The organism is Xanthomonas hyacinthi, assembly GCF_009769165.1.
Classification (GTDB): domain Bacteria; phylum Pseudomonadota; class Gammaproteobacteria; order Xanthomonadales; family Xanthomonadaceae; genus Xanthomonas_A; species Xanthomonas_A hyacinthi.
Genome location: NZ_CP043476.1, coordinates 3,633,080 through 3,657,978, shown reverse-complemented (window position 1 = coordinate 3,657,978; position 24,899 = coordinate 3,633,080). Strand labels below are relative to the sequence as shown.

The 24,899-nt window shown below is 67.2% G+C and carries 26 protein-coding genes and 4 pseudogenes; 16 read left to right on the top strand and 14 right to left on the bottom strand.

Annotated features, from left to right (window positions below):
* Positions 1-67: 67 nt before the first annotated feature.
* Together FZ025_RS22785 and FZ025_RS22485 are read left to right on the top strand one after the other, a co-directional pair.
* Positions 68-334, top strand: a pseudogene (locus FZ025_RS22785) (dihydroxy-acid dehydratase domain-containing protein); the annotation flags it as partial.
* 76 nt (positions 335-410) lie between these two features.
* On the top strand, positions 411-878 hold the full coding sequence (locus FZ025_RS22485; RefSeq protein ID WP_053057259.1) for an IlvD/Edd family dehydratase: 468 nt from the start codon (positions 411-413) through the stop codon (positions 876-878).
* A gap of 81 nt (positions 879-959) precedes the next feature.
* Here FZ025_RS22485 and FZ025_RS16055 read toward each other — a convergent pair whose 3' ends face one another.
* Both FZ025_RS16055 and FZ025_RS16050 read right to left on the bottom strand, forming a co-directional pair.
* On the bottom strand, positions 960-1,586 hold the full coding sequence (locus tag FZ025_RS16055; RefSeq protein ID WP_053057260.1) for a lytic transglycosylase domain-containing protein: 627 nt from the start codon (positions 1,584-1,586) through the stop codon (positions 960-962).
* Between the two features lie 4 nt (positions 1,587-1,590).
* Positions 1,591-2,598, bottom strand: coding sequence for a hypothetical protein (locus FZ025_RS16050; protein WP_146093610.1), 1,008 nt, complete (start codon positions 2,596-2,598; stop codon positions 1,591-1,593).
* Positions 2,599-2,899: 301 nt separating this feature from the next.
* On the opposite strand from FZ025_RS16050, the gene FZ025_RS16045 reads away from it, so the two are divergent.
* Positions 2,900-3,229, top strand: a complete 330-nt coding sequence (locus tag FZ025_RS16045) for a hypothetical protein (protein WP_046979622.1) — start codon at positions 2,900-2,902, stop codon at positions 3,227-3,229.
* Between the two features lie 52 nt (positions 3,230-3,281).
* Here FZ025_RS16045 and sctC read toward each other — a convergent pair whose 3' ends face one another.
* The 10 genes from sctC to FZ025_RS15995 form a co-directional block, all read right to left on the bottom strand.
* The gene (gene sctC, locus FZ025_RS16040; protein WP_046979623.1) at positions 3,282-5,093 is read right to left on the bottom strand and encodes a type III secretion system outer membrane ring subunit SctC; all 1,812 of its coding nucleotides are present in this window, start codon (positions 5,091-5,093) and stop codon (positions 3,282-3,284) included.
* Positions 5,094-5,104: 11 nt separating this feature from the next.
* Positions 5,105-6,463: a helix-turn-helix transcriptional regulator gene (locus FZ025_RS16035; RefSeq protein ID WP_208803820.1), complete on the bottom strand. Its 1,359-nt coding sequence runs from the start codon at positions 6,461-6,463 to the stop codon at positions 5,105-5,107.
* A gap of 468 nt (positions 6,464-6,931) precedes the next feature.
* Complete coding sequence (sctT, locus tag FZ025_RS16030; RefSeq protein ID WP_046979625.1) at positions 6,932-7,753, bottom strand: type III secretion system export apparatus subunit SctT; 822 nt, start codon at positions 7,751-7,753, stop codon at positions 6,932-6,934.
* Positions 7,750-8,259 (bottom strand): type III secretory pathway component, encoded by a 510-nt coding sequence (locus FZ025_RS16025; protein WP_046979626.1) that lies wholly within the window; start codon positions 8,257-8,259, stop codon positions 7,750-7,752. The genes sctT and FZ025_RS16025 overlap by 4 nt, the downstream gene beginning before the upstream one ends.
* Positions 8,252-9,568: a type III secretion system ATPase SctN gene (gene sctN, locus FZ025_RS16020; RefSeq protein ID WP_046979627.1), complete on the bottom strand. Its 1,317-nt coding sequence runs from the start codon at positions 9,566-9,568 to the stop codon at positions 8,252-8,254. Before sctN ends, FZ025_RS16025 begins: the two co-directional genes overlap by 8 nt.
* Positions 9,562-10,299, bottom strand: a complete 738-nt coding sequence (gene sctL, locus FZ025_RS16015) for a type III secretion system stator protein SctL (RefSeq protein WP_046979628.1) — start codon at positions 10,297-10,299, stop codon at positions 9,562-9,564. The genes sctN and sctL overlap by 7 nt, the downstream gene beginning before the upstream one ends.
* Complete coding sequence (locus FZ025_RS16010; protein ID WP_104558909.1) at positions 10,281-10,895, bottom strand: type III secretion protein HrpB4; 615 nt, start codon at positions 10,893-10,895, stop codon at positions 10,281-10,283. The genes sctL and FZ025_RS16010 overlap by 19 nt, the downstream gene beginning before the upstream one ends.
* A 5-nt stretch (positions 10,896-10,900) precedes the next feature.
* A complete protein-coding gene (gene sctJ, locus FZ025_RS16005) occupies positions 10,901-11,680 on the bottom strand; it encodes a type III secretion system inner membrane ring lipoprotein SctJ (protein WP_046979630.1) in 780 nt (259 codons plus the stop codon).
* Positions 11,677-12,066: a type III secretion protein HrpB2 gene (locus FZ025_RS16000; RefSeq protein WP_046979631.1), complete on the bottom strand. Its 390-nt coding sequence runs from the start codon at positions 12,064-12,066 to the stop codon at positions 11,677-11,679. Before FZ025_RS16000 ends, sctJ begins: the two co-directional genes overlap by 4 nt.
* A gap of 16 nt (positions 12,067-12,082) precedes the next feature.
* Positions 12,083-12,562, bottom strand: coding sequence for an HrpB1 family type III secretion system apparatus protein (locus FZ025_RS15995; RefSeq protein WP_046979632.1), 480 nt, complete (start codon positions 12,560-12,562; stop codon positions 12,083-12,085).
* Between the two features lie 195 nt (positions 12,563-12,757).
* On the opposite strand from FZ025_RS15995, the gene sctU reads away from it, so the two are divergent.
* The 11 genes from sctU (at position 12,758) to FZ025_RS15940 (ending at position 21,456) form a co-directional block, all read left to right on the top strand.
* A complete protein-coding gene (gene sctU, locus FZ025_RS15990; protein WP_046979633.1) occupies positions 12,758-13,846 on the top strand; it encodes a type III secretion system export apparatus subunit SctU in 1,089 nt (362 codons plus the stop codon).
* On the top strand, positions 13,837-15,759 hold the full coding sequence (locus FZ025_RS15985; protein ID WP_104558901.1) for an FHIPEP family type III secretion protein: 1,923 nt from the start codon (positions 13,837-13,839) through the stop codon (positions 15,757-15,759). Before sctU ends, FZ025_RS15985 begins: the two co-directional genes overlap by 10 nt.
* Before the next feature lies 1 nt (position 15,760).
* The gene (gene sctP, locus FZ025_RS15980; protein ID WP_046979747.1) at positions 15,761-16,408 is read left to right on the top strand and encodes a type III secretion system protein SctP; all 648 of its coding nucleotides are present in this window, start codon (positions 15,761-15,763) and stop codon (positions 16,406-16,408) included.
* Between the two features lie 23 nt (positions 16,409-16,431).
* Positions 16,432-17,466: a type III secretion system cytoplasmic ring protein SctQ gene (gene sctQ, locus FZ025_RS15975; protein WP_046979748.1), complete on the top strand. Its 1,035-nt coding sequence runs from the start codon at positions 16,432-16,434 to the stop codon at positions 17,464-17,466.
* The gene (sctR, locus tag FZ025_RS15970; protein ID WP_046979758.1) at positions 17,453-18,100 is read left to right on the top strand and encodes a type III secretion system export apparatus subunit SctR; all 648 of its coding nucleotides are present in this window, start codon (positions 17,453-17,455) and stop codon (positions 18,098-18,100) included. The genes sctQ and sctR overlap by 14 nt, the downstream gene beginning before the upstream one ends.
* Positions 18,101-18,104: 4 nt before the next feature.
* Positions 18,105-18,365 (top strand): type III secretion system export apparatus subunit SctS, encoded by a 261-nt coding sequence (gene sctS / locus FZ025_RS15965; RefSeq protein ID WP_046979749.1) that lies wholly within the window; start codon positions 18,105-18,107, stop codon positions 18,363-18,365.
* Positions 18,366-18,583: 218 nt separating this feature from the next.
* On the top strand, positions 18,584-19,198 hold the full coding sequence (locus FZ025_RS15960) for a type III secretion system export control protein (RefSeq protein WP_244292390.1): 615 nt from the start codon (positions 18,584-18,586) through the stop codon (positions 19,196-19,198).
* Positions 19,195-20,136 carry an HrpD5 family protein gene (gene hrpD5 / locus FZ025_RS15955; protein ID WP_046979751.1) on the top strand — a complete coding sequence of 314 codons (942 nt, stop codon included), beginning with the start codon at positions 19,195-19,197 and terminating at the stop codon, positions 20,134-20,136. The genes FZ025_RS15960 and hrpD5 overlap by 4 nt, the downstream gene beginning before the upstream one ends.
* Before the next feature lie 18 nt (positions 20,137-20,154).
* Complete coding sequence (gene hrpD6 / locus FZ025_RS15950) at positions 20,155-20,400, top strand: HrpD6 family protein (protein ID WP_046979752.1); 246 nt, start codon at positions 20,155-20,157, stop codon at positions 20,398-20,400.
* 199 nt (positions 20,401-20,599) lie between these two features.
* On the top strand, positions 20,600-20,881 hold the full coding sequence (locus FZ025_RS15945) for a hypothetical protein (RefSeq protein WP_046979753.1): 282 nt from the start codon (positions 20,600-20,602) through the stop codon (positions 20,879-20,881).
* Between the two features lie 104 nt (positions 20,882-20,985).
* Positions 20,986-21,456 carry a CesT family type III secretion system chaperone gene (locus FZ025_RS15940; protein ID WP_046979754.1) on the top strand — a complete coding sequence of 157 codons (471 nt, stop codon included), beginning with the start codon at positions 20,986-20,988 and terminating at the stop codon, positions 21,454-21,456.
* Here FZ025_RS15940 and FZ025_RS22945 read toward each other — a convergent pair.
* Positions 21,343-21,709, bottom strand: a pseudogene (locus FZ025_RS22945) (hypothetical protein); the annotation flags it as partial. The gene FZ025_RS15940 and the pseudogene FZ025_RS22945 overlap by 114 nt on opposite strands.
* 199 nt (positions 21,710-21,908) lie before the next feature.
* A pseudogene (locus FZ025_RS15935) lies at positions 21,909-22,663 on the bottom strand (IS5 family transposase).
* Positions 22,664-23,478: 815 nt separating this feature from the next.
* Here FZ025_RS15935 and FZ025_RS15930 point away from each other — a divergent pair.
* Positions 23,479-24,306 (top strand): winged helix-turn-helix transcriptional regulator, encoded by an 828-nt coding sequence (locus FZ025_RS15930; RefSeq protein ID WP_046981729.1) that lies wholly within the window; start codon positions 23,479-23,481, stop codon positions 24,304-24,306.
* 75 nt (positions 24,307-24,381) lie between these two features.
* Positions 24,382-24,728 (top strand): annotated as a pseudogene (locus tag FZ025_RS22475) (transposase); the annotation flags it as partial.
* Positions 24,729-24,899 lie beyond the last annotated feature (171 nt).

The following is a 24,899-nucleotide window of genomic DNA, read 5'->3' as shown; positions in this document are numbered from 1 at the left end:
TAAAGCACTCGGGCGACGCCGCACAGGCACCGATCCGGGCCGATCATGACGCGAGGATTCCGCCAGCATGGGCTCACCCACCAAACCGGTCCGCCGCAGCCAGGCGTGGTTCGGTCGCGAAGGCAAGCAGGGTTTCTACTACCGCAGCTGGCTCAAGAGCGCGGGCCACCCGCACGACATGTTCGACGGGCGCCCGGTGATCGGCATCTGCAACACCTGGTCGGAGCTGACCCCGTGCAACGGCCACCTGCGCGAGCTGGCCGAGCACGTCAAGCGCGGCGTCTACGAGGCCGGCGGCTTCCCGCTGGAATTCCCGGTGATGTCGCTGGGCGAGACGCAGATGCTGCCCACCGCGATGCTGTTCCGCAATCTGGCCAGCATGGACCCTGAAGCCGTCCGGCCAGTACCTGATGGAAGATTTCTACTACGCTGGCGGGCTGCCGGCGGTGATGCGCGAACTCGGCGCCGCGCTGGACCTGGGCGCGCTCACCGTCAACGGCCGCAGCCTCGGCGAGAACGTGGCGCAGGCACCGTGCTGGAACCGCGCGGTGATCCACGCGCTGGACACGCCGTTCCGCGAGCAGGCCGGCAGCGCCGTGCTGCGCGGCAACCTGGCCCCGGACGGCGCGGTGATCAAGCCCTCGGCCGCGGTGCCGCACCTGCTGCGGCACCGCGGCCGCGCGGTGGTGTTCGAAAGCATCGAGGACATGAAGACGCGCATCGACGACGAGGCGCTGGACATTGCCCCAACCCCGGCGCGCGGCTGGAGCAGGCTGTACGTGGAGTACGTGGAGCACGTGCAACAGGCGCACCTGGGCGCGGACCTGGATTTCCTGGTCGGCGGCAGCGGCGCCGTGGTGGCGCGCGACTGGCATTGAGTCGCGACGCGTGGTCGCCCGACCCGCACGCCAAGCCGAGGCCGAGGCCGCAGGCAATCGCACTGCCTGCGGCAACGGCATTCAGCACGCGGCCAGATCGGAAAACGGGCAGCGATCGTCTTCCGGTGGTGGATCCCGCCGCAGCATGCGCTCGGCGATCTGCACCGGATCGCTCGCTGCCGCCGGCTGGCGCGACGCCGCGGCACCAGCCCGGCCATCCGCGCGCGCGCGCGCGACGCGCAAGTCCGGCCCTTGCGGCAGCGCCCCGGCCTGCTCGAAGCGCGCGAAGCGCTGGTCCGACTGCAGGATCTGGCGCACGGATTGCGCATAGCGGTCGCGCTCGGCAGGCGTCTCGGAATGATAGGCGCCCACCGCCGCCCAGCTGTTGCCGTACTTGTTCATCATCTGCCGCAGATGCCAAGCCGCCACGTAGGTGCTGGCGCAGGGATCCATCAACTCACGCACCGAGACCCCATAGTGCGACAGACGCGGCAGATGGATCGAGTTGATCTGCATCTGCCCGTAGTCCACGCTGCCGTTGGCATTGCGGTGCATCGCCTGCGGCTTGCCGCGCGACTCCTGCCAAGCGATGGCCTTGAGCACGCGTGCATTGACCCGCTGGTAGTCCGCGGCCTGTTCGAAGCACCCTGCATGCGCCAACGGCGTGGCGAGCCACGCCGCAAGCAACGCTCCGGCACGACGACGCATGAGGCTACGCCGACAACTGCGTCGCCACCCGCGGGGTCGCCGTGGCGTACGCTGGCAGGCTGGCAAACACGTCCACGGGGGCGGACGAATCGCTCTGGCCATCGGTGTCGGCCACTGCGTTGTCCGCGCCGCAGTCCAGCCCGTCCGTGGCACTCAGCGCCAGGGAGTCCGAACATCCCATCCCATTTGCCGTCGGGCACTGCGACGAGAAATCGGCGCCAACGGGCATGTCGATCCCGATCGCCGTGTCGGACCCGGCCTGGAACGCATCGCCCACCGCGTCGCAAGCCAGCGGCTGTTGTGGCTGCATGGACTGGCTGTCGCCGGCGAAGTCTTTTTGCAGCAGCGGATCGACCACGCCCGTGGCCATGGTGGTGGCTCCGTCGCGCAGCACCCGCCACGGATTGCCCGTCACCGCGTCGCCGATCACTTGGCCGGCCGCCCCCAACCCTGTGCCGCTCAGCGCCGCACCTGCGATACCTGCCGTAACGGCGGCGACAGCGCCCTCGGGGGTCAGGCACTCAGCCACGTTAAACACATTGCCAGCCATCTTCGCAGCGTCCATGCCCAGCGCGTCGACGCGGCCGTGCAGCGCGTCGTCGACGCAATTCAAGCCGCCGCTCACCAGCCCCACGCCGGAATCGGCAAAATTGTCGTACGCCTGCGTGACGCCCTGGCGCGTGTCGTCCAGCACGCTCTTGGCCCCACCGGCAATCTTGGTCAATAAAGGGTTCAAATGCGCATTGGCCACGCTTTCCGCGGCGATGGTGGGTACCGCGGTGACGAGGCTCACGCCGGCCTGCAACTCGTACTTGCCCGCATCCACCACCCCCTGGCCGGCCTGCCCCAGCTGCTTCAAGGCGCCGCCGAAATCCCCACAGCACACGTCGCCGACGGACTTTCCAGCATGCTCCGCCGCGCCGACCAAGTCTTTGCCTGCCCCCACGATAGCGCCCCCGATCGCGTTTCCGACATGCTCGAACGCATGACCAATACTCGAAAAAATACTCATAAAAAACTCCTCGATTGTTGGAGCAGACCTGTAGCGGCCCGCGAACTGCGGCGATGCGCCGCTGCAGTCCAACATATACCGATCCGCACCTAGCGCAGCCACGCCAACGAATCGATCGCTCCATCTGCGAAACAAGCGCGAACGCGCCGATCGGGCCGCCCGATCGGTGCGTTCGCTTCGCAAGCGGCGGACCGGCTTCGTCCATTGGCCGCCGCACGGCGGGCCGAATGACTATTTTTGCCACCGGGCGCAATGCCCATGCCATCCCAGCCAACGTCCACTCCACATCGATGAGATATCCATGAACGTTTCAGGACCCAACCTCGACCAGATCTACTCCCCCTACCAGCCGGCCTGCTCACCAGCCGACATGCCACCCCCGAGCCAGGCAAGCAATTCGTACCAGCTCGATGCGATGATGGCGATGATGGTCGCCATGATGCTGTTGCAGCGCGGCGGCCAGACGCAAGATCAGAATCAGAATCAGAACTACAACGGCAACGACATGATCGGAAACGAGTTGATGCAGATCATGATGCAGCTCATGATGGGCGGCTGCGACCCGAGCACGAACGGCAACGACATGATCGGTACGTGCCTGGCCTCTCCCAGCCGTCCGTCGGCGAACTGAGCATCGGCGCCTCGCTCGCGGCAACGAGCGAGGCGCATCCGCTGGGCCTGTCTCAGGGCGATATCACGTGCGGGGTCAGCAGGAACAAGCGCTGCACGCTGCTGCGCTGCCTGGAGCGATGCTGGAACAGCCGGCCCAGGACCGGCACCTTGGATAGCCCCGGCACGCCATTCACCTGATTCTCGTCGTCGTTGCTCTCGTAGCCGGCGATCAGCAGGCTCTCGCCGTCGTTGACGAAGGCCTGGGTATTGATCTGACTGGAAGAGATCACCGGAATCTGGTCGACTGTCTGCGCGGTCACCTGCCCGTCCTCGATGTTCACATCCAGGCGGATCTGCTTGGAATCGGAATTCGGCACCACCGTGGGCAGCACGCGCAGCGAGACGCCGGCGGACAAGCCGTACAGGTCCGCGCTCTGGTAGCCGGCCACGCGCACGAAGAAGCGCTGCCGTTGATCCATCATCGCCTCGACGTTGTCCAGGGTCGCCACCTTGGGAGTCGAGACGACCTTGGCGCGGTTGCTCTGCTCCAGCGCCGACACCCGCGTCATCAGGAAGCGCCCGGCATCGCCGAGCACGGCGGTGAGCACGCCGCCGCCGGGACTCAGGCCGTCGGCAGTATCGCCCAGCCCCGGCGTGGCGCCCGGCACCGGGTAGGCCAGCGCCGAACCTTTCCCATCGCCGCTCTGCAGGTCGAGGTGGCGATTGTGCAATCGCCAATCCACGCCGAGGTCGCGCAATGCGCCGTCCTGCACTTCGATGATCGTCGCATCGATCTGCAGCAGCTGCGGACGCGCATCCAGTTGCTGGATCAACGACGCATAGCCGTCCATGCGCTCCGGGCGATCGCGGATCACCACCGCATTGATGCGCGGATCGGCCTGGATATAGGGCAGGTTTTCGGCAGCGCCGCCACTGTGGTCGGCGCTCGCGCCGACGGTGGCGGCGCTGCCGCCGCTCGCCGCCGCAGACCCGCTATCGGCTACCGGCGTATTGGGCAACGGCGGCTTGACCTGAGCCTGAGTGCCGCCCAGGCCAAACCAGTTGTTGGGCAGCCCCACGCCGGATGATGCGCCGCTGCCGGCGCCGCCGGGATCGATCCGCGCCACACCGGTATCGCCACGCTCGCCCAGCGAGCGCATGCGCTGCTGGTCGCCGCCGCCTGCGCCGCTGCCGTCCGCCTGCGCCGAGCCGGACTGCCCGTACATGCCTCGCAGCAACGTGGCCAGGCCCGGGATCTGGTTGCTCTGGCCCTCGATCTGCGCCGTACGATCGGCGGCGCGGGCATAGCGCAGTGGAAACACGCGCGTCTCGGTGCCGTCGCGCTGTCCGCTGCTGCGGTCCACCGATCGCACCACTGCCGAGACGATGTCCACGTACCCCGGCGGGCCGGAGACGATCAGCGTGCGCGCCGTATCCTCGTAGCGGATTGGAAATCGTCGATCGACCAGCTCCATCCGTTGCAGCGCCGCCCGCACCTCGCCGGTGGTGGCCGCGGACAGGGTCAAGGTTGCGCTGGCGACTTCGTTGCCGCCCCACACCCGCAGCACCGTGCCATCGTAATACCAGACGAAGCCGTAGCTGGTCGCCAGCGTATCCAGGAATTTCTGCGGCGGTGTGGCGAACCTGCCGCTGACCGTACCGCTGACCTCCGGCGAGATCCAGGCCATCAGCCCCTGGCTGGAGGCGAAGTCGCGCAATACGTCCTTGAGATCCTTGTTGTCGACGGTGTACTGGAAATTGCCGCGATGCCATGGCACCTCGGCCGCCATCGCCGGGGCGATGGCCGCGTTCACTGCGATCGCCAACGCCACCGCCAAGCACGCGCGCGGCACTGCCGCCGATCGCCAACGATGCTGTTTCATTGGGCCTCCCGTCAGCGCTGCAAGGTTTCGGCGGGAACTTCGTCGAACTGCCGCCTATAGCACTTGACCAGCGCCGAGCGGCTCACCACGCCCCAATGCTCGGCCGCCTGCAGCACACCGCCGCAGCCGGATTCGGACAACAGCTCGTCGCGGATGCCCTGCATGCGGTAACGGCGCAGCACCTGGGTCGGCGACATGCCTGTGGCCGCCTTGAACGCGAGCTGCAAGGCGCGTCCGGTCACCCCGATCTGCGCGGCCACTTCGTTGATCGACAGGTCCGGGCGATGCACGTTTTCCAGCATATAGGTATAGGCGCGACGGTACTTGGCCGGCAAGCGCGCCGAAATGTCGTCGCTGCACTGCGTCACGGGACCGTCTTCCAGCGATCGCGCGACCTGCACTTCGCTGCGCAGGCATTGCACCGCATCCAGCGCATAGCGGTTGTACAGGCGCAGGGCCTGCTCGGTACGTCCGGTCGCATGGCAGATCTTGGCCTGGCAATACTCCAGCTCAAGATCCCAGCGCATCGATGCCTGCCTGACCACGCCGGCCAAGGCGCGCTCGGCCAGATCGGCGCGTCCTGCGGCCAGTGCAGCCAGCGCCAGCTCCAGCTTGGCGCCATGACGCGAGTTGCTGCCGCACGCCGATGCGTACTGCGGCATCGTATCGAAGACCGCGTCGAAGCAGCCGGTGTCTCCGGCAGCGATCCGCAGCAACGACCGCACGAACTGCAGCCGGCGCGCCAGCACCGGCATCGACTCGGCGACCTCGCCGGTAAAGCGTTTGATCTCGTCCGCATCGAATGTGCCGGTCCATTTCTCGTTGCACGCCGCGGCCTGCCAGAACACGTGATCGATCAGGCGTTCGGCGCGGCGGATGCTCAACTGCGCGAGCATGTCCAAGCGCAAGGCCTGGGCGACAGGAACCAGGCGATGGGCGATCTCGGTCTCCGCCGCCGCTTCCTGGGCGCGCTCCACGACCTGCAGCGCCTGCATGCTCTGGCCCAGATGGAAGTGCGACAGCGCCTTGCCCATCAGGCTCTCCGCCCGCAGCAGCTGATCGGCGTCGCGGTCCACCACCAATTGGCCGAAACAGTTCAGCGCCGCGCTGAGCCTGCGCTGCTGCAACATCTGCCAGGCGGTATTGCGGCAGGAAAACAGGCGCAGGTGCGCACCGCCGTTGCGCATGCGCTTCTGCGCCAGGCGATAGGCCTCCTCGGCCTCCTCTTCGTACTCCATCGTCAACAGTCCATCACCGATGGCGCGCAACAGGCTCGCCTCGCCGGCGCCGGCGCCGGCACCGTCTCCGTGCTCCTGATCGCGACGATGTTGCAGGTATTGCAATGCCTGCGGCCAGGCTCCGCTCAGAATTTTCTTCGAATAAGTCGGCAGCGCTTCATCATGGGTTAATGCAGAGATCGCAGCGAGATAAGTGGACAAAAACATGGCGTTGTCTCTCCGGGGGAGTGAGAGGAAAGAACTGCAGAAACTTCCGCAACACGTGAGGCGCGATGGCGCAATTCATTGTAGGTAGGCGCCGAAACGGAATTTCTCACTTAATCTCATGGCGATGATCAAAAAATCTCATTCTGTCGCCGTTGTCGGATAATTTTCTTCAAAAACATATTAATTCGACGCGGCTGCCGCCGATGCGAAGCGAACAAAGCCTAATTTCTACATTTCGCGAAGATCCACAATTAAAGCAATCGGCGAAAAACGCCGATTGGCTCCATCGACCGCGCCCATGCAGGCCGCGCGCGCAGCCGAACGGCGCTGGCGGCACGCAGCGGTGAAGGCTCAGGCGGCGACGGGCGGCGGCGCGAACGCGCGGCGACGCGGTCAATGGGTGCCGGGAGATCCGACCAGGAACTGGCCGATCTTGGCCTGGAAGTGGACGAAGGACAGCTCGTCCAGCAACTGCGAAACGAAGACTTGAATCAGCAACGCCAGCATCAGCAATGCCAGCGCGCCGCGCACCGGCTGGCTGAGGTTGGACGGCTCGAGCTTCTCGGCGCTGCGCGCAACCAGGCCGAAGCCCAGGTCGACAAGCACCAGGACCAGCATCACCGGCGCCGACAGCTTGATCGTTGCCGTCATCATGTTGTCGGTGCTCTGCAGCACGAATTGGGCGGCCAATTGACTGGTATCCGGCTGCAGTTTCGCCAGCGGCCACCACCGGTAGGATTCGAACACCGCGCCCAGCAGCGTGACCATGCCGCCCAGCACGTAGAACAGCGTGATCGACGTCTGCAGCATGGTGTTGGAAACCGGCGTACTCTGCTCGCCATGCATCGGGTTGTTCATCTGCACGTTGTTGAAACCGGCCAGGTCGTCGATCACCGTGCCCACGTTCTGCGCGATCCAGAAGATGCTCGATGCGGCATAGCCGATCATCAGGCCGAGGAACGCCTCTTTCCCGACCAGCGCGATCAGGGTCAGCGGATCGACCCGCGCAAACAGATCGGGGGGTTGTCCATAGGCGACGAAGCCCGCCAGCATATAGACCACGCCGTTGCGTGCGGCTCCTGGAATGGCGTCTTCGCCGGTTGCCGGCAACACCATGAACAGCACGAAGCAGCGCACGCATGCCACGGCCAGCAAGACCACCAGTCCGATGCCTTGCGAGTGCAGCCAGACCAGCGCCTGGTCGGAGGCGTTCACTCCCGCCTCGCGCGTTCGCCTGCGTCCAGGCGCGCGCGCGCCACGATGGTTTCGGCGATTTCCTCGTCCTCGGCAAGCTCGCGCTGCTCGGCGCGCTGGCGCTCGAGGCGATCGGCGCGCGCCTGGTATTGCTGCGCCTGGCGCGTATGCCGCGCCAGCCGCGCGCGCACTTGCGCGAGCTGCGCCTGCTGCGCGTCGCAGGCCTGCTGCGCACGCTCCAGCGCCTGCTCGGCGCCGCGCAGTTGCCGATCCAGTTCCTCGCGATGGCGCTCGCCGTCCAGCCACGACGCGATGCACATGCGCGGCGCCGCGCTCAGCTGCGCCTGCTGCTGCGCCCGGTCGCCGCAACGCTGCAGCAAAAGCGCCTGCTGCTGGGCGCAGCCCTGCAGCGAATCCTCAAGCGATTGCAGCTCGTGCAACGCCTCGCGCAATTGCGCCTGCGTCGCCTCGCCGCGGCGGCGATGCAAATCGGCCAGCAGCCGCCAGGGCGCCCGCCGTTCACTCATACACCACCTGCTGCAGTTGCGACAACGACTCCCGGTAATCGGCGACGTCGGCGGTTTCCTGGGCAAGGAACGCGCGGATCGCCTCGATGCGCGCCACCGCCTCGTCGGCCAGCGCGTCGCTGCCGGCACGGTATTCGCCGACCTGCAGCAGCGGCTCGATCTCCTGGTATTTGGCCAGCAGCCGGCGCAGCTGCGCGGCCAGCTCCGCATGCTCGCGGCCGACGATCTGGGTCATTACCCGGCTCAAACTGTTCAGCACGTCCACCGCCGGATACTGGTTGCGCGCGGCCAACTCGCGCGACAGCAACAGATGGCCATCGAGCAGGCCGCGCACCTCCTCGGCCACCGGGTCGGAACCCGACTCGTCTTCGGCCAGGACGGTATACAACGCGGTGATGGAACCGTTGTCGCCCATCCCGGCGCGTTCCACCAGCCGCGGCAATTCGGCGAACACCGACGGCGGAAAGCCGCGCCGCGTCGGCGGCTCGCCGCTGGCCAGGCCGATCTCGCGTTGCGCGCGTGCGAAGCGGGTCAGCGAATCCATCATCAACAACACGCGCAGGCCGCGGTCGCGAAAATGCTCGGCGATCGCGGTGCCGACATAGGCGGCCTTGGCGCGCTCCACCGCCGAGCGATCGGAGGTGGCGCAAACGATCACGCTGCGCGCCATGCCATCCTCGCCCAGGATGAACTCGATGAACTCGCGCACTTCGCGGCCGCGCTCGCCGATCAGCACGATGACGTTGACGTCGCAGCTGGTGCCGCGCGCGAACATGCCCAACAAGGTGCTCTTGCCAACCCCGGCCGGCGCGAAGATGCCCAGGCGCTGGCCCTCGCCCAGGGTGGTCAGCGCGTCCACCAGGCGGATGCCGGTGGACAGCGGCGCATCGATCAGACGGCGCCGCATCGGGTCCGGGGCTTCGGCATGGATCGGCACCTGCGCCTGGCACTGCACCGGGCCGCGCCCGTCTGCCGGCTCGCCCAGGCCGTCCAGCACCCGCCCCAGCAATTGCTCTCCCACCGGCACCGACAGCGGTCGCCCCTGGCCAATCACTCTGGTGCTCGCGGACAATCCGAGCATCGCCCCAAACGGCGCCAGCACCGCCTGATCGCGCGCGAAACCCACCACCTCGGCGCGCTGCAGCAAGCGGCCATCGGGATTGCGCAATTCGCAGACTTCGCCGATGGTGACCGCCAGCCCCTCCACGCGCAGCAGGGTGCCGACCAACTCGACCACCTTGCCGTAGCGTATTCCCGGCGCCAGCGCCGCCAGCTCGCGCCGCAGCGCGCCGCGGTCCACGTTCAGCACGAGACGGCCTCTGCGTCAGCCTCCTCGACAACAGCGCAGGCCGCCGCAGTGTCGTTGCCCAGCACTTTGCAGAGCACATCGCGCAAGCCGTCCAGTTGCAACTGCAATCCGGTTTCGAACACGCCGCTGTCCCACTCGCAGCGGCATTCGCCCGCTGCCAGCGTCGCGCATTCGGCCACCTCCACGCGCAACCCGCCCGCCTGCGCGGCGAGCCCATCGAATGCCTGCTGCGCGGCCGCGCCCTCGCCAGGCGCGACCTGCACCTGCAGGAACTTCGCCGCGGCGCAGGCCTGCTCCAGCGCATGCGCCGCCCGCCGATAGAGCGCGCCGCGGTCTTCGCCCAGGATCGCGGCGCACGCATCGACGACCACCTGCAGCAGCCGTTCGCGGCTGCGCAGCCATTGCTGGCGTTCGTCATGCAGCGCGCGCACCGCACGCAGGTTCCAGTCGCGCAGGGCGCCACGCCTGCCGGCGGCATAGCCAAGCCGGGCAACGCGCTGGAATCGTGCGCGCGCCGCGCTGCGCAGGCGTTCGGCTTCCCGCTGCGCGTTGTGCACCAACGCCTGCGCCTGGTGCTGGGCGCGTTCGGCGTCTTCCCGCAAACGCGCCTGCTGCTGTGCCTCGGCCTGATCCAACGACAGGACCGTGACCAATTCCTCGCGCCGTACGATGTCCTCGTCAATGGCGACATCGCTCCCCGCCCGCAACCAGATCATGCCGCGTTCTCCCATACCGTGGTCTCCTGTGCAAGTTCGCGCCATTGCGCGATGAAATCCCGGCTGCACCCATCGGCCGCCAATGCCGCCCCGCCCGGGTCCAGGCCGGCGCTGGCCGCGGCCATCCGCGCCAGGCCCGGCCAGGGCCACACGCCATCGGCAACCAGGCGGCACCAGCCGTCCAGATGCCATGCATGCTCGCCCGCGTCGCGCGCCAGCAACGGCAACCGCGTGGGCTCGACCGTGCAGTCCCGCAGCCATTGCCACAGCGGCGGGCCCAGGCGCTCGGCGAACCACTGCCGCGGCGCACGTTCGACGCAGTGGCGCAAGGCGTCCAGCCGCGAGTACAGCGCGCGCGTCAGCAGCAGCCGCCGCAACGGCGCTGGTTCCAGCAGCGCAAGATCGCTATCGGCATCCTCGAAGCACGCGGCCGGCAACGCGTCCAGCCCCAGCGCCGCGATCACCACGTCCTGCCGCCGCGCCAGCTCCGCGCCGGCCCAGGCCCGCCGCGGCAGCGCCGCTTCGCTGCACAGCGGCGGCGGGTCGGGCTGCCGCGCCAGCGCCTGCACCCGCATCCGGTAGCGCAGCAGACGCCGACCGGCCGCCGGCATCGCGGTCACTGCGCCGCGTCCTCGGATCGGGGCGGCCGCAACCGCAGCAGCAGCGCGCGCCAGCCACCATCGCGGCGTGCGAACCAGAACGCGGCGGCGCCAGCGGCGGCCAACAGCAGCAAGAGCAAGCCCCATGGTAGCCACCATGTCCACTCCACTGCCGGCGCCGCCTGCCCCGCCTCCAGCAGCTGCGCCGGCACCATGGTGACGCTGACGTTGTCGTAGCTGAGGCCCTCCACGCTGTGCACCACCAGGTTCTTGATGCTGGGCACCAGCGGCGTCACCTCGGTGCCCGGCCGGTACTTGACGAACACCGCGGCGCTGGACGGCTTGATCACGTTCGACAAGGGATCGTTGTTGGGCAGCACGATCTGCACATCCGCGGCGACCACGCCGTCGATTTCCGACAGCGTCTGCGACAGCTGCTGCGAGACGCCGTAGATGAAACGCACCCGCTCCTCGGTGGGCGTGGAGATCAGGCCGTCCTTCTTGAACATCTCACCGAGATTGGCGTGCTTTTCCCGCGGCAGGCCATGCGCGCGCAGCACCTCCAGCGCATCGGCCAACTGCGCCTGCGGCGCTGCCACCGACCAGGTCTTGCCCTCATCGGGACTCTCCTTCTCGGCGTGCACGCCCTTGCGCAACAGCACCACCAGCATCTCGTTGGCATCGGCCTCGCTCAAGCCGCTGTACAGCATGGCGCTGCAGCCGCTCAGGAAAAGCGTCAGCAGCAACGCGCACAGCCAGCGGCAGGCGCCTCGCCGGAACACGATGGCGCACGTCATTGGTTCTTGAACAAGGTCTGCACCGCGGACTTGCCGCCCTGGGCAACGCTGGTCCCCACGCTCAGGTGCACCATCGCCGTGGTCACGCGATCCATCATCTGCATCTGTCCGGCGACCAGTTCGTTCATGTTCATCGTCGGCGCGCGCGCGGCGAAGTCGTCGGCCTGGGCCAAGAGCCCGTGCATCGCCTTGTCCTCGGCGCTGATCAGCCGCCCGATGGCGTTGGGATGCTGCCCCAGCTGCAGGTTTGGCGCAACCTGATGGCCCTGCTGCAGCAATGCCTGGAACTGCTGTACCGACGCCGCCGACGGCGTCGCCGCGACCGGCGCGACGCCACTGCCAGGCACGACGGCGGTCACGGCGCTGATTGGCGCGATGGGGTTCATCTGCAATCCTCCTTGCTCAGGCGCGTAGGGAGCCGAACGGTGCTATGTCGAGATGGCCGCTGCTGTCGGCGTCGGCAGCGGCTTGGCCGGCATGCTCGGCGGCGTCCTCGGGCGGCACCTGCAGCGGCTGGCCGCTGAGCATCTTGACCAGCGCCACCGCGTTGGGATCGTCATTCTCGACGATCACCTGGTTGGCGCTGATCATCCACTCGGGGTCGCCGATGGCGAACAGGCAACAGGCGAGCAATGCCTTGCCGATCGACGCCGCATCCTGCATCGCGTTCAGGTTCCGCAGGATCCGTGCCGCATCGGTGAAGCGGTTGCGCCTGAGCGCCAGCCACGCATCGAAGATGTCCAGCGCCGAATTTTCCGGCCGCAGCACGCGCAGCGCCGCCAGCACGCCTTCGGCCTCGTTCAGGTCGCCGTTCTGCATCGCCGTGGTGACAATCTCGATCAGGCCGTTGGTGAACTCTTCTCTGGCTTGGAACGTCGTCATCGTCGTCTCTCCTGCTGCGCCTGGTCGAGACCGCACACTAGCGTCGATCCGGACAGCGCCGCGTCGGCCGAGCGAAATCCGCAACACACTCGCGAAGCCGCCGCCGCTTCGCCTGCGCGTCGGTGCGTTCGTGGCGAATCCGACCAGGCCCGCACCGTCTCTCCACAATCCGGTGCCCCAGCATGGCTTCAGGCAATGTCCGAGAAGACCGAAGAACCGACCGAGAAGAAACTGCAGGACGCGCGCCAGGACGGCGAGCTGCCGTTCAGCCAGGACGTCGGCATCGCCGCCGGCATGATCTGCGCCGTGCTGGCCATGCAGGTGTCCGCGGACTCGCTCGGCGCGCATCTGCGGGCGCTGCTGCATCTGGCGATGGACATGGGCAACAGCCGCGACGACACGGTCCTGCGGCAGAGCATGCAGCGCATGGCCATCGAAGGCGCATGGCTGACGCTGCCGCTGATGCTGGCGATCGTCGCCGGCCCGCTGTTCGTCGGCCTGCTGCAGACGCGCTTCAACCTGTCGTTCAAGAAGCTGCAACCGAAGCTGGACTCGCTGAATCCGGTCAGCGGAATCAAACGCACCTTCTCGGCGCGTACCCTGATCGACCTGTTGAAGATGCTGGTCAAGGCGCTGCTGATCGGCGCGGTCCTGTGGAAAGGAGTGGCATGGCTGATGCCGCTGCTGCTGGGCACGGCATACCTGCCGCTGCTGGACATCGCCCAGATCGGCTGGAGCGTCCTGATCCGCCTGTTCGGCATCACCTGCATCGTGCTGCTGGTCATCGGCGGCATCGACCTGGGGCTGCAGCACTGGCTGTTCATCCGCGACCACCGCATGAGCAAGGACGAGATCAAGCGCGAATACAAAGACTCGGAAGGCAATCCCGAAATGAAGGGGCAGCGCAAGCAGTTCGCGCACGAGGTGCTGTTCTCCGATCCGCGCGAACGCCTGCCCAAGGCCAAGGCGCTGGTGGTCAACCCTACCCACTACGCGGTGGCGATCGCCTACCAGCCCGAATTCGGCGTGCCGCAGGTCGTCGCCAAGGGCGAGGACGAGGGCGCGCTGGCGCTGCGCGAGGCGGCGCTGGCGCAGGGCCTGCCGATCATCGCCAATCCGCCGCTGGCGCGCGCGCTGTACAAGGTCGAACTGGACGCGGCCATTCCCGGCGAACTGTTCGCGGTGGTGGCGGCCATCCTGCGCTGGGTCGACGGCCTGGTCGGGGAATCGCCGGAGGCGGCGTCCGATTCGGCGGACGGCCTGGGTGCTGGCGCATGCGACTGACCCGCGGACTGCGCTACGGCGGCGAGGCAGCGATCGCACTGCTGGTCGTCGCCGTGGTGGCACTGATGATACTGCCGCTGCCTACCGCGCTGATCGACGCACTGCTCGGGGTCAACATCAGTCTCAGCGTGGTGCTGCTGATGGCCACGATGTACGTGCCGGACTCGCTGGCATTGTCCTCCTTCCCCTCGCTGCTGCTGTTCACCACCCTGCTGCGGCTATCGCTGAACATCGCCTCGACCAAGTCGATCCTGCTGCACGCCAATGCCGGCCACATCATCGACAGCTTCGGCAAGCTGGTGGTCGGCGGCAATCTGGTGGTCGGCATGGTGATCTTCCTGATCATCACCACGGTGCAGTTCATCGTCATCGCCAAGGGCTCCGAGCGCGTCGCCGAGGTCGGTGCGCGCTTCACCCTGGATGCGATGCCCGGCAAGCAGATGAGCATCGATGCGGATCTGCGCGGCGGCAATCTCAGCGCGGAGGACGCGCGGCGCAAGCGCGCGCGGCTGGCGCTGGAGAGCCAGCTGCACGGCGGCATGGACGGGGCGATGAAGTTCGTGAAGGGCGACGCCATCGCCGGCCTGGTCATCACCCTGGTCAACATCGTGGCCGGCATCATCATCGGCATCACCTACCACGGCATGAGCGCGGCCGAGGCCGCCAATCGCTTCGCGATCCTGTCCATCGGCGATGCGATGGTGTCGCAGATCGCCTCGCTGCTGATCTCCGTGTCCGCCGGCATCATGATCACCCGCGCCGGCGACGAAAACGACGCCGGCGACAGCTCGCTCGGCAACGAGATCGGCAAGCAGCTCACCCGCAGCACGCAGGCCCTGTTCTCCGCCGGCGGCATGCTGGCGTGCTTCGCGCTGGTGCCGGGCTTCCCGGCGCCGTTGTTCCTGCTGCTGGCCGCAACCATCGCCGGCAGCGGCTATTGGCTGCGGCGGCGGCGGCAGGCGTCCACCGGCCCGGTGCGCGGGCCGGTGAGCGGCGCCGCGCGCCGCGGCAGCAAAGGGCAGACGCCGACGATCGGCGATCACGCGCCGGACTTCGCCGCAGCGCTGTCGGTCAGGCTCGCCGCCGACCTCGCCGACCGCCTGGAGCCGGAGACGCTCAGCCTCGCCATCGAACACGAGCGCACGCAACTGGTCGAAGAACTGGGACTGCCATTCCCGGGCGTGAGCCTGTGGCGCACTGCGGATCTGCAGTCGCAGGAATTCGAGGTCCTGGTGCACGACGTCCCGGTGCAGCGCGAATGCCTGGCGCCGACCACGCGGCCGGAAGCGGAACTGGCAAGGCAGGCCACACGCCCGCTGCGCGAGCGCGCGCACCAGTTCCTCGGCCTGCAGGAAGCGCAATGGGTGCTGGAGCAGATCAATGCCGAGTACCCGGGGCTGGTGGCGGAGGTGCAGAAGTCGGTGCCGTTGCAGCGCACCGCCGATGTGCTGCGCCGCCTGCTCGAGGAGCGCGTGCCGATACGCAACATCAAGCTGATCATGGAAAGCCTGGTGATCTGGGGGCCGAAGGAGAAGGACCCGGTGATGCTGACCGAGTACGTGCGCGGCGATCTCGGTGCGTTCCTGGCGCACCGTGTCGGCGGCGGCGCGGCGCAATTGCCGGCACTGCTGCTGGAGCAGGCGCTGGAGCAGGCCATCCGCCAAGCGATCAAGCCGACTCCGGCCGGCAATTTCCTGACCATGGCCCCGGAAGACGCGAAGGCACTGACCGAACGCATCATCGCGCTGGCGGGGGAAACCCCGAGCGCGCCGCTGGCCCTGGTCACGTCGATGGACATCCGCCGCTACGTGCGGCGAATGATCGAAGCACGCATCGGCTGGCTGCCGGTCCACTCCTACCAGGAACTGAACGGCCATATCGAACTGGCGCCGATCGGGCGCATCGGTCTGTAGCATGCGCCGCCCGCTGCGTCCCACCATCATCGTCAACGTGCCCCTGGCGACGCCGTCCAAGCCGCGTCCGACGCCGTCCCCATCGCGCGCGCAATGGCTGCTGCACACCACCCTGCGCACTCGCAACCTGCGTCCGGGCCAGCTGCAACGCAAGCAGGAGGAGGACGCGGACGCCACCGGCGGCATGCTTGCGCCGGACGCGAAGCCTGAGCACGAATGCGACCGGGCCGACGCGTGCGACCGGGAACCGGCCGCCGCCGTGGCGCCGGACCAGGCGGACGCGCCGCAGCCCCGCCTCGCGCCAGACCCGGCCCTGTCCGCGAGCCTGGAGCGGCGTATCGCCCAGGCGCTGCTGGACGACAACCGCGCACGCCTGGCGATGCAGCGCGTCGCCGCGCACGTTGCCGCGTTCTGCAATGCCGCGCCGGTGCGCAACAGCGGCCTATGGGAGGCGCAGCTGGACCTGCGCGAAGACGTGCTGCCGGCCAGCCGGCTGTGGATGCAGCTTTCGCCTGGCTCGCTGTTACTTCGCTTCCGCTGCGGTACGCCGCTCGCACAGCGGCTAGTGTGCGCTGGTCGGCAGAGTCTGCACGCAGCTCTGCAGGCCGTGCTGCAGGAACACTGCGACGTGGAAATAGAAGTCGTTTGATTCCCTCCTCCCTTTCGACGCCCATGTCCAGTCCAGCGATCGCCGCCATCTCGCAGCTGCAGACCCGCTTGCCGCACGTCGCGCCTGGCGTGGCGCGCCTGGCGCGCCTGCTTTGCAGCACGCCGCTGGCGGAAGCGGCGGCGCTGTCGCTGCAGCGACGGCTGCACGCTGCGGGCCGCTACGCACGTGTCGGCCTGGAGCTTGGCGATGGCGGCCGGTTGTGGCTGTGCATGGACGTCAGCGCCGATCCCGGGTTGCGCGCGCTGCTCGTGGATACCTGCGCATCCGCATCGCAGCTCGCATTGGCGGCGCTGCTGCTGGACGCGCCGTTGGCGCCGCTGCAGCGGCTCGGCCTCGGCCAGACCCGCCTCGTCGAGTTCGCGGCCTGGCCGGGCGCCCTGCCGTCCGCATGCGGACCGGCGCTGGCGTTCGGCGATGCGCAGCTGCCATTGCCGTGCGTGCCGGTGGAGGCCTGCGCCAGCGCCATGCGCGCGCTGGAAGCGGCGGCCGCCGCGGTTGCCGCAGGCGCGGCGGCCGGCACGGCGCCGCCCTCCTTCCGGCTGTTCGCGCATCCCTGCCTTGGCCAGCGCCGCTACCGCAAGCAGCGGCTGGCCTCGCTGCGTCCCGGCGACGTGCTGATCGCGCCATTGCAACGCCACCGCGACGGCTATCGCGCCTGGCTGCACTGCGGCGCGGCCACCGGCCGGCAGTGGCGGCTGCCGGGCCGCATAGATCGAAACGCGTTCCATATCGAGGACATCGCCGAGATGAGCAGCAGCAACGAATCCGAGCCGAACGCGGTCCCGTCCGCAGCCCTGTCCGTCGAGCACGTGGACGTTCCGGTCCAGCTGCAGCTGGACCCGCTGGTCCTGCCATTGGGCGAGCTGGGCGCGCTGCACCCGGGGCACGTGCTCGAACTGAACGTCCCGGTGGAAGATGCCTGCGTGCATTTGACGGTCTACGGCCAGAGCATCGGCAGCGGCCGGCTGATCGCCATCGGCGACCAGCTTGGCCTGCAACTGGTCAGCGTGAACGGGCATGCGCATGCAGACGCCTGACTTCGGCACCATGCTGCTGCTGGTCCTGATGCTGGCGCTGCTGCCGTTCGCGGCCATGGTGGTGACGTCCTACACCAAGATCGTGGTGGTACTGGGCCTGCTGCGCAACGCCATCGGCGTGCAGCAGGTGCCACCGAACATGGTGCTCAACGGCATCGCCCTGATCATGTCCTGCTTCGTGATGGCGCCGGTGGGCATGGAGGCGATGCGCATCGCCCGCGGCGGCGGCGGCACCGCGGCCGGCGCCAACCAGGTGCTGGTGATGATGGATGCGGCGCGCCAGCCGTTCAAACGCTTCCTGCTGGCGCATACCCGCGAGCGCGAAAAGGCCTTCTTCATCCATTCGGCACGACAGATCTGGCCGAAGGAACAGGCCGACGCGCTGAAGCCCGACGACCTGATCGTGCTGGCCCCGGCCTTCACCCTGACCGAGCTGACCGACGCGTTCAGGATCGGCTTCCTGGTGTACCTGGCCTTCGTCGTGGTCGACCTGGTCATCGCCAACGCGCTGATGGCGCTCGGTCTGTCCCAGGTCACCCCGACCAACGTGGCGATCCCGTTCAAGCTGCTGCTGTTCGTGGCGCTGGACGGCTGGTCCACGCTGCTGCACGGCCTGGTCCTGACCTACAGGTGATGCCATGGGTGCCGACGACCTGGTCCGTTTCACCTCCGATGCGCTGATGCTGTGCCTGATGGTCTCGCTGCCGGTGGTCGTGGTCGCCGCGGCCTCGGGCCTGGTGATCGCGTTTTTCCAAGCCGTGCTGTCGCTGCAGGACGCCTCGATTTCCTTTGCGTTGAAGCTGATTGTGGTGATCGTCACCCTGGTCGTCGCCGCACCCTGGGGCGCCGGCGCAATCCTGCAGTTCGCCAAGACCATGTTCGGAGCCGCATTCCCATGATCAAGCCCCGTATCGGCCGCAGTGCGAGGTCGAGCTCGCCCGGCATCTGCGCGGACGAAACCCAATCGCCCGCCCACGCTGCGGCGGCGGATCATGCGCACGGCTGCGGCGAGGACACCATTGCCTGGACGCACGTCGCCGGCGCGGCACGGCTTCCGCCAAGCTGGCGCAGGCGCAGGCGCCTGGTCGCAGGCCGGCAGGTCGACGATGAAGGCGAGATGCCCGAGCACCCGGAACTGCAGCACGATCCGGATCAGGCCATCGACGCCGCAGCGTTGCAGGCGCATGCCGGTGGCCAGCAGCAACAGCATGGGCAATCGGACTCGCGCCACAGCCCGGGCGGCAGCCAGGCGCGGCATGCCGCAGCGGCCGTGTCCGAGCCGACCCAGTCGGCCACTGCGCCGGCAGCGGCAGCGCCGCTTGCCGGCGTCGATTCGGCGCTCGAGGAGCTCCTGCAGCGCTGCCGCGGCGAACCTTCCGACCTGGCCCAGCCAGCGTTGGCGCAGGCACTGCTGCGGCTGCGCGACGGCGTGCTCGATCGCGCGCTGCCGGCATCCTTCAACATGGCGACCTGGACGCTGCTGCGCGAACACCTGACCCGCGCGGCGCCAGCCGCCGCCGCGCCGGCACAGACGCTGCAACAGGTGCGAACGCAGCTGTTGCAATTGGTGCGACCGGCAGCGGACATGCCCACGGCGGCGGCGCAGTCGCTGCATCTGCTGTTGCCGCTGCTATTGCTGCACGCGGAACGGCCGCGCCGCGGCCGCCATCTGCAACGCACCCTGGCGATGCTTGACACCTTGTGTGCCGGCATGGAAGGAGTTCGCGCATGAACGTGGAGCTTCGCATTCTGACCGGACGTCATGCAGGCACCCGGTTAACGTTGCTTCCAGGCAGTTACCAGCTGGGTCGCGAAGAAGACGTCGATCTGCAGCTGACCGACTGGACCGGCCCCACGCTCACCCTGGAGATCGATGCAGATGCAAACCTGCGCTACACAATCGAAGATCCTGCAGCTGCGGCCCAGCCGATGCGGCACTTCGTGCCCGCGTGCTTCGATGCCATCGTGCTGTGCGCCGGGCCTGCCGAGCAGGTTTGGCCGGACGAGCTGCAATTGCTGCGCGCTGCGCTGCAGCCGCAGAGCGCTGCGCTGCATGCGCCCGCGTCTGCCGCACGGTCCGCGCCGCGCAACCGGCGCCTCGCCTGGATCGCGCTGGTGAGCGCGCTCGCGCTGACATTGACGGCATGGTGCTACGACGCACCGGGCGCGCATCGCCGGCACGCCGCGCCGACGCCACTTGCGCAGGCGCGCCAGGCGTTCGTGCGGATGGGACAGACGGAACTGCGCCTGCGCGACGCCGCCGACCACGTGGAGGTCGAGGGCATGGTGCGCAGCGAGGCCGATGCGCAGCGCGTCGAGCAGTGGCTGGACCAGCATCCAGGACCGTGGCAGATGCATTTCGGCGTGGCCGAGAGCCTGATCGAATCGATGAGCGAATCGCTGCACGAGCCGAGCCTGAGCATCCGCTACCGCGGCCACGGCGTGTACGCAGTCGCAGGCGCCAGCGAACACCGCGACGCGGTGCGGCGCAGGCTCGAGCAGCTGCAGCGCGACATGGGATCGCAAGTGCTCAGGATCGATGCCAGGCTGCGTGCGCTGGATCCGCGCGATGCATTGCCGGACACCTACGACACGGCCCTGTCCGTGGACGAGCTGCACTACGTCGAGACCCCCGACGGCTCCAAGCACTTCAACAGCATCTCTCAATAAACGACCGGTGACGCCGCCATGTTCGAGACATTCGATTCCAGCATCGCCAACGACCTGAACACGCTGCTGCAGACGCATCGGGAAGATCCGTCCGGGCAGCGCCTGGAGCGCGCCATCGCCGCCCTCGGCGAGGCCGCCGAGCGGGCTCGCCAGCATTGGATAACGTCCGCCGACGCCAGCGAACGCAGCCAGGCGCAGGCGCTACATGAGGGGTTGCGCGCTGCCGCCGAGGTGGTGGCCCAGGTGCGCAGAACCAACGTATAGAAATTTGCAGCAGCTGCAACGAAAGCCACTGGAGATCTGTGGATATCTGCTACCGATAGCAGCTGGAAAAACAGATTTCCCAAGCGACTTGCAGCCGCTCTTTGACCCTGCGGGGTCAACAGCGATCCGCGCGGCAACCCCGCGGAAAACCACGCGAAAGCGTGTTCATCAAAAGCCACAAAGTCCAGGAGATAAAAAAATGACCATTTATTCTTCGCTATTCAATCCCCTCATCGCCGGTAAAGGCTTCTTAAATCAAATTGGCACCGCTGGCCTTTCCGCCGCCACCTCCATGGGCAACACCGCCATCGCCCATCAGCAGATTCAACACACGCTCGGCTCGATGTCAGCAAATGTCACGGACCAGGAAAACATGATGGATCAAATCACCCAGATGCAGAATGAATTGAATATGCGCATGGCAATGGATCAGCTTATCAAGCAGGCCGGCAGCAACGCCAAGTCCCTAACCCAGGGTTGATGGCGCTGATCGGTAGCCGCCATGCGCGCTGCCAGCGACGGCGTGGCATCCCCGGGATGCCACGCCGTTCATACGCTTGCAACTAAATTCCGGTTCGCAGCACGATGAGCGACCCAGCCTTCACCGCGCTGATCGAGGAATTGTGCGACGCGCTGGACATGGTTGCGCCCGACATCGCCGGCAACCATTTCTCGTTCGAGAGCGACGGGTTCCAGATCACGCTGCGCTATCCCGACCCGGCCGCGCTGGCCGAATCGGATGCGGCGATGTACCTGTTGGTCGGCTTCGGCGTGATGCCGCCCGGCCGTACCCTGCAGGCATTCCGGCTGATGCTGGAAGCCAACCTGAGCGTCTATGCGCAGGACCAGGCGCAGCTGGGACTGGAGCCGGCCAGCGGCGAAGTCGTACTAATCGCGCGCGTGGCGCTGGACGCCGACATCGATGGTGGCTGGCTCGCCGATCTAGTGAACCACTATGTACAGCACGGCCGCTACTGGCGCGATACCATCCTCGCGTGTACGGACGAAATGTACGCGGCGCTGTGTACTGGAGAATATCTCTGGATCCGAGTCTGACCCACCCGCGTCGCCCGCGTTTTCCGGTTCCTTCACGCTACGGAACACGCCGCGCCCGATCTGCTCTTCGGTCAAGTCGCGGAAGAACCGCTCGACCAGGTTCAGCCATGACGCGCTGGTCGGGGTGACGTGTCGTCGTGCGTGCGCGTCTGCGCGCGCGCTTGAGCGGAAGGCCCGGCTGCGTGCGGTCCAGCGCCTGAATCCGGTTCTTCTCGTCCACGCACAGCACGAGCGCCTTCTCCGGCCGGTCCAGCTATGACCCCACCAGCTGCTGGCCACGCCGCCGTCGGTGAGCAAGATCATCTCAGCGCGCCGGGCCTACTTGCGCGGGGTCTTGCCGCCGCGGAGCCAGCGGCTCAACCCGGCGCGTTGTTCGCTCGTAAGCTGGATCGGGCTCATGCACCCTACGATTAGGTGCTGTCTTGTTGGAAACACTCCACTAGGGCGTGTCATCAATTAAGCAGGATGACAGAGGCGATCCAGTAAATCGCGCCGCGGAAGTTGCCGGCGGTCTTGTCGTATCGGGTGGCAATGGCCCGGTACTGCTTGAGTTTGGCAAAGAAGTTCTCGATCAGGTGTCGATCCTTGTACAGCACCCGGTCGTAGTCGCGCTGCACTTTGCGCGTTGGATGGGAGGGGATGACAATCTGCGTCCCCTGCCGCTGCATCGGCTCGATGACACGTGCCCTGGCATCGTAGGCGCGGTCAGCGAGCAGGGCGCCGACCGACAGTTGCGGCAGCAACGCATCTGCACCTTCCAGATCCGACGCCTGGCCTGCGGTCAGATGAAACGCCACCGGATTGCCCAGTGCATCGACCACGGCGTGGATCTTGCTGCTTAGCCCGCCGCGGCTGCGTCCGATGGCCTGCGGCGCCCCCCTTTTGCCCCGGCGCTGTGCTGATGCGCCCGGACGATGGTGCTGTCGATCATCGCGTACTCATTGTCCGCCTCCTCTGACAGGGCGTGGAACACGCGTTGCCAGACGCCGGACCGGCTCCAGCGGCTATGCCGCAGGTGGATCACGCGGAAGTCGCCGAAGCGCTCAGGCAGATCCCGCCAGGGGATGCCGGCTCGGTAGCGGTAGAGCACGGCTTCGACAAACAGCCGGTTGTCCTTGGCGGTCACACCCACATGGCCGGCTCGGCCGGGGAGCAGGTCACGGATGCGATCCCACTGATCGTCTCGCAGGGCGTAGCGGCGTGCCATTGCAGGGGTGTGCAGGAAAGAAAGGGGCAACAAGCATCGCCTATCCGAACAATTGATGACAATCCCTAGCCGCTTCCCCGCACCCTGAGACACGCTGCGCCGCATGGCGTTGGCTCGATGCCGCGATAGCCGAGCCGACACGCACCGCTCCAGGCCGCGGTCGAGTTCGCGCCGGCCTTCGCACCGCGATCGCGACAGCGCTGCGACCAGCGCATGGCGTCTGCGCACACATCCACCAGCGCAGCGCTGCGCCCGACCGCGAGCGCCACCGCGCATCTGTGCGCCGATCGGCTCCATTTCCGTCGCGGCGACTCTCCGGCGGCGCAGCGCTGCAGCACCGCCAGGCATTGCCATCGCCGGCAGGCGCAGGTCTGCTGGCTCGGGCTCGGGTGCCGCCGCACCCGGACGGGCCTGCGCCAGCGGCCGATGCAGGCGTCGCTTCGCCCCAACCGATCACGCACGCGGCACTGCCGGACCCGGCCCGAAGCGCTTAGCACAGGCCCGCCCGCGGCGGATGAACCGGTGCTGGCTTGGCAAGTACAACCACAGTCGGAGAATGACCGCAAGCTAAAGCAATCGATGTCATAGGCTGCAATTTGAGAACGGAGTGTTGCTAATTCCTTGTCTTTCTCGTGATTATGTGGAGCCAGTGCTGCTTTGACGCGCCATTGTCTACCTCCCCGATAGCGACTCCGCGATATTTGTATGCGCTCCGACACCATCGTCACCCTCCGTTCTTTCGCCGGCGCCCGCGCCACCGCAACATCCACTTGCCCGCACGGCGGCACCGCTGCCGGCGCAGTTAGGAGAACGCGATGACGCGCTCGGATTTGGCCCCTCGAGGACAGCACTACGCGCTGCTGAGCCGCGATGCCGCCCTGGTCGCCCAGGTCACCGAGAGCTTGCGCAACCTGCGCCCGGAACTGCACGTGTTCAGCGACGAACTCGACGTGCTGCGCGCCCTGCGCCAGTCCCCGTGCGAATTGATCCTGTTCGACGCGAACTGCGCCTCGCCGCTGGACAGCGCGGTGCTGGCCTGGCAGAACTGCCACCAGGGCCGGCCGATCCCGCTGATCGTGATCGGCCGCTTTCTGAGTTCCACGGCAATCTTCGATTGGTATCGCGCCGGCGCGCTGGATGTGCTCAGCATCCCTTTCGACAACAACGAACTGCACGTCCGCGCCGCCCTGGCCACGCGCAGGCTGGAGCCGGCCGCCAACGACGACCAGCGCATCGGTGTGGGGGCCTATCGGCTGGATCGCGCCAGCAGCATGGTCTATCTGAACGACGAGCCGATCAAGCTGACCGCGCGTGAGTTCTGCATCGCCTGGCTGCTGTTCTCCAACCCAGGCGTGTGCTTGCGGCGCTGCCAACTGGCCAAGACGATCTGGGGCAACAACAGCGACTTCACCGACCGCACCCTGGAGCAGCATATCTACAAGCTGCGCAAGAAATTGCGGCTGTGCAGTAGCGGCAGCGTGCGCATTCACACCATCTACTCGCATGGCTATCGGCTGGAGCTGAGCAACAGCGACTGTCCTGCCGAATCGTCATTGCCCCCATCGTCCTTGCCCGCGGCGCTCACCAGCGTCTACGCACCCTCGATGGACGCTCCCATCATTCCCCCGCGGCTGGGAACGTAGTTCAGTCATCCATCCGCCCGGGTGGTCGCCACCTGCCCGACCTGGCCTGCGGCGCGCACCTTGGCGCCTTTGCGGATGTTGCACACTGCCGGGACGCGCAAGAAGACATGCCCCGGCGACATGCGTCGTGGACGATTCGAGCGAATCCGGCCGCTCCTGGAACAGGTGGAACAGGCGCGCACGCGCACCAAGCGACTCATGTGGCCTAGACGAGGTGCAGTGCGCGGTGCTGTACCTGCTGCGGACCGGCTGCCGATGGCGCGTACTCCCCGGTGGTTTCCCGAAGTGGCGAACGGTGCGCTCGGACTGTGCCAACTGGAGCGACCTGGCCGCTGAGGGAGTGCGCCTGCGGGAGCGGGCGCTCAAAAGATCGGGTTGGCGAGACCGAAAACAAACAGGGGCGTAACGCCAGTAGCGCGTTCCACGTTGGATGCGTGCGATGGGGAATCGGGATTACGCAAGCCATACGGCTCACAACTTCCGCAACAGCCTGCCGCTGCCGCTGGTTTCGCTTTCACGGCATTCGCTTCGCCTGCTCCCGCGTCCGGCACCGAGGCGGCGCCTTCAAATGCAAGCCGCAGCTGCATCCACGC

Excerpts from the sequence above, each read along its gene's own strand:
- FZ025_RS16055 (WP_053057260.1), bottom strand. The coding sequence starts at position 1,586 with ATGCGTCGTCGTGCCGGAGCGTTGCTTGCGGCGTGGCTCGCCACGCCG.
- hrpD6 (WP_046979752.1), top strand. The coding sequence starts at position 20,155 with ATGTTCGAGACATTCGATTCCAGCATCGCCAACGACCTGAACACGCTG.
- FZ025_RS15985 (WP_104558901.1), top strand. The coding sequence starts at position 13,837 with ATGCGACTGACCCGCGGACTGCGCTACGGCGGCGAGGCAGCGATCGCA.
- FZ025_RS15995 (WP_046979632.1), bottom strand. The coding sequence starts at position 12,562 with ATGACGACGTTCCAAGCCAGAGAAGAGTTCACCAACGGCCTGATCGAG.
- hrpD5 (WP_046979751.1), top strand. The coding sequence starts at position 19,195 with ATGAACGTGGAGCTTCGCATTCTGACCGGACGTCATGCAGGCACCCGG.
- sctQ (WP_046979748.1), top strand. The coding sequence starts at position 16,432 with ATGTCCAGTCCAGCGATCGCCGCCATCTCGCAGCTGCAGACCCGCTTG.
- sctP (WP_046979747.1), top strand. The coding sequence starts at position 15,761 with ATGCGCCGCCCGCTGCGTCCCACCATCATCGTCAACGTGCCCCTGGCG.
- sctC (WP_046979623.1), bottom strand. The coding sequence starts at position 5,093 with ATGAAACAGCATCGTTGGCGATCGGCGGCAGTGCCGCGCGCGTGCTTG.
- FZ025_RS15930 (WP_046981729.1), top strand. The coding sequence starts at position 23,479 with ATGACGCGCTCGGATTTGGCCCCTCGAGGACAGCACTACGCGCTGCTG.
- sctU (WP_046979633.1), top strand. The coding sequence starts at position 12,758 with ATGTCCGAGAAGACCGAAGAACCGACCGAGAAGAAACTGCAGGACGCG.
- FZ025_RS16045 (WP_046979622.1), top strand. The coding sequence starts at position 2,900 with ATGAACGTTTCAGGACCCAACCTCGACCAGATCTACTCCCCCTACCAG.
- FZ025_RS16000 (WP_046979631.1), bottom strand. The coding sequence starts at position 12,066 with ATGAACCCCATCGCGCCAATCAGCGCCGTGACCGCCGTCGTGCCTGGC.
- sctS (WP_046979749.1), top strand. The coding sequence starts at position 18,105 with ATGGGTGCCGACGACCTGGTCCGTTTCACCTCCGATGCGCTGATGCTG.
- FZ025_RS15945 (WP_046979753.1), top strand. The coding sequence starts at position 20,600 with ATGACCATTTATTCTTCGCTATTCAATCCCCTCATCGCCGGTAAAGGC.
- sctJ (WP_046979630.1), bottom strand. The coding sequence starts at position 11,680 with ATGACGTGCGCCATCGTGTTCCGGCGAGGCGCCTGCCGCTGGCTGTGC.
- FZ025_RS15940 (WP_046979754.1), top strand. The coding sequence starts at position 20,986 with ATGAGCGACCCAGCCTTCACCGCGCTGATCGAGGAATTGTGCGACGCG.
- sctR (WP_046979758.1), top strand. The coding sequence starts at position 17,453 with ATGCAGACGCCTGACTTCGGCACCATGCTGCTGCTGGTCCTGATGCTG.
- FZ025_RS15960 (WP_244292390.1), top strand. The coding sequence starts at position 18,584 with ATGCCCGAGCACCCGGAACTGCAGCACGATCCGGATCAGGCCATCGAC.
- sctL (WP_046979628.1), bottom strand. The coding sequence starts at position 10,299 with ATGGGAGAACGCGGCATGATCTGGTTGCGGGCGGGGAGCGATGTCGCC.
- FZ025_RS16025 (WP_046979626.1), bottom strand. The coding sequence starts at position 8,259 with ATGAGTGAACGGCGGGCGCCCTGGCGGCTGCTGGCCGATTTGCATCGC.
- FZ025_RS22485 (WP_053057259.1), top strand. The coding sequence starts at position 411 with ATGGAAGATTTCTACTACGCTGGCGGGCTGCCGGCGGTGATGCGCGAA.
- FZ025_RS16010 (WP_104558909.1), bottom strand. The coding sequence starts at position 10,895 with ATGCCGGCGGCCGGTCGGCGTCTGCTGCGCTACCGGATGCGGGTGCAG.
- FZ025_RS16050 (WP_146093610.1), bottom strand. The coding sequence starts at position 2,598 with ATGAGTATTTTTTCGAGTATTGGTCATGCGTTCGAGCATGTCGGAAAC.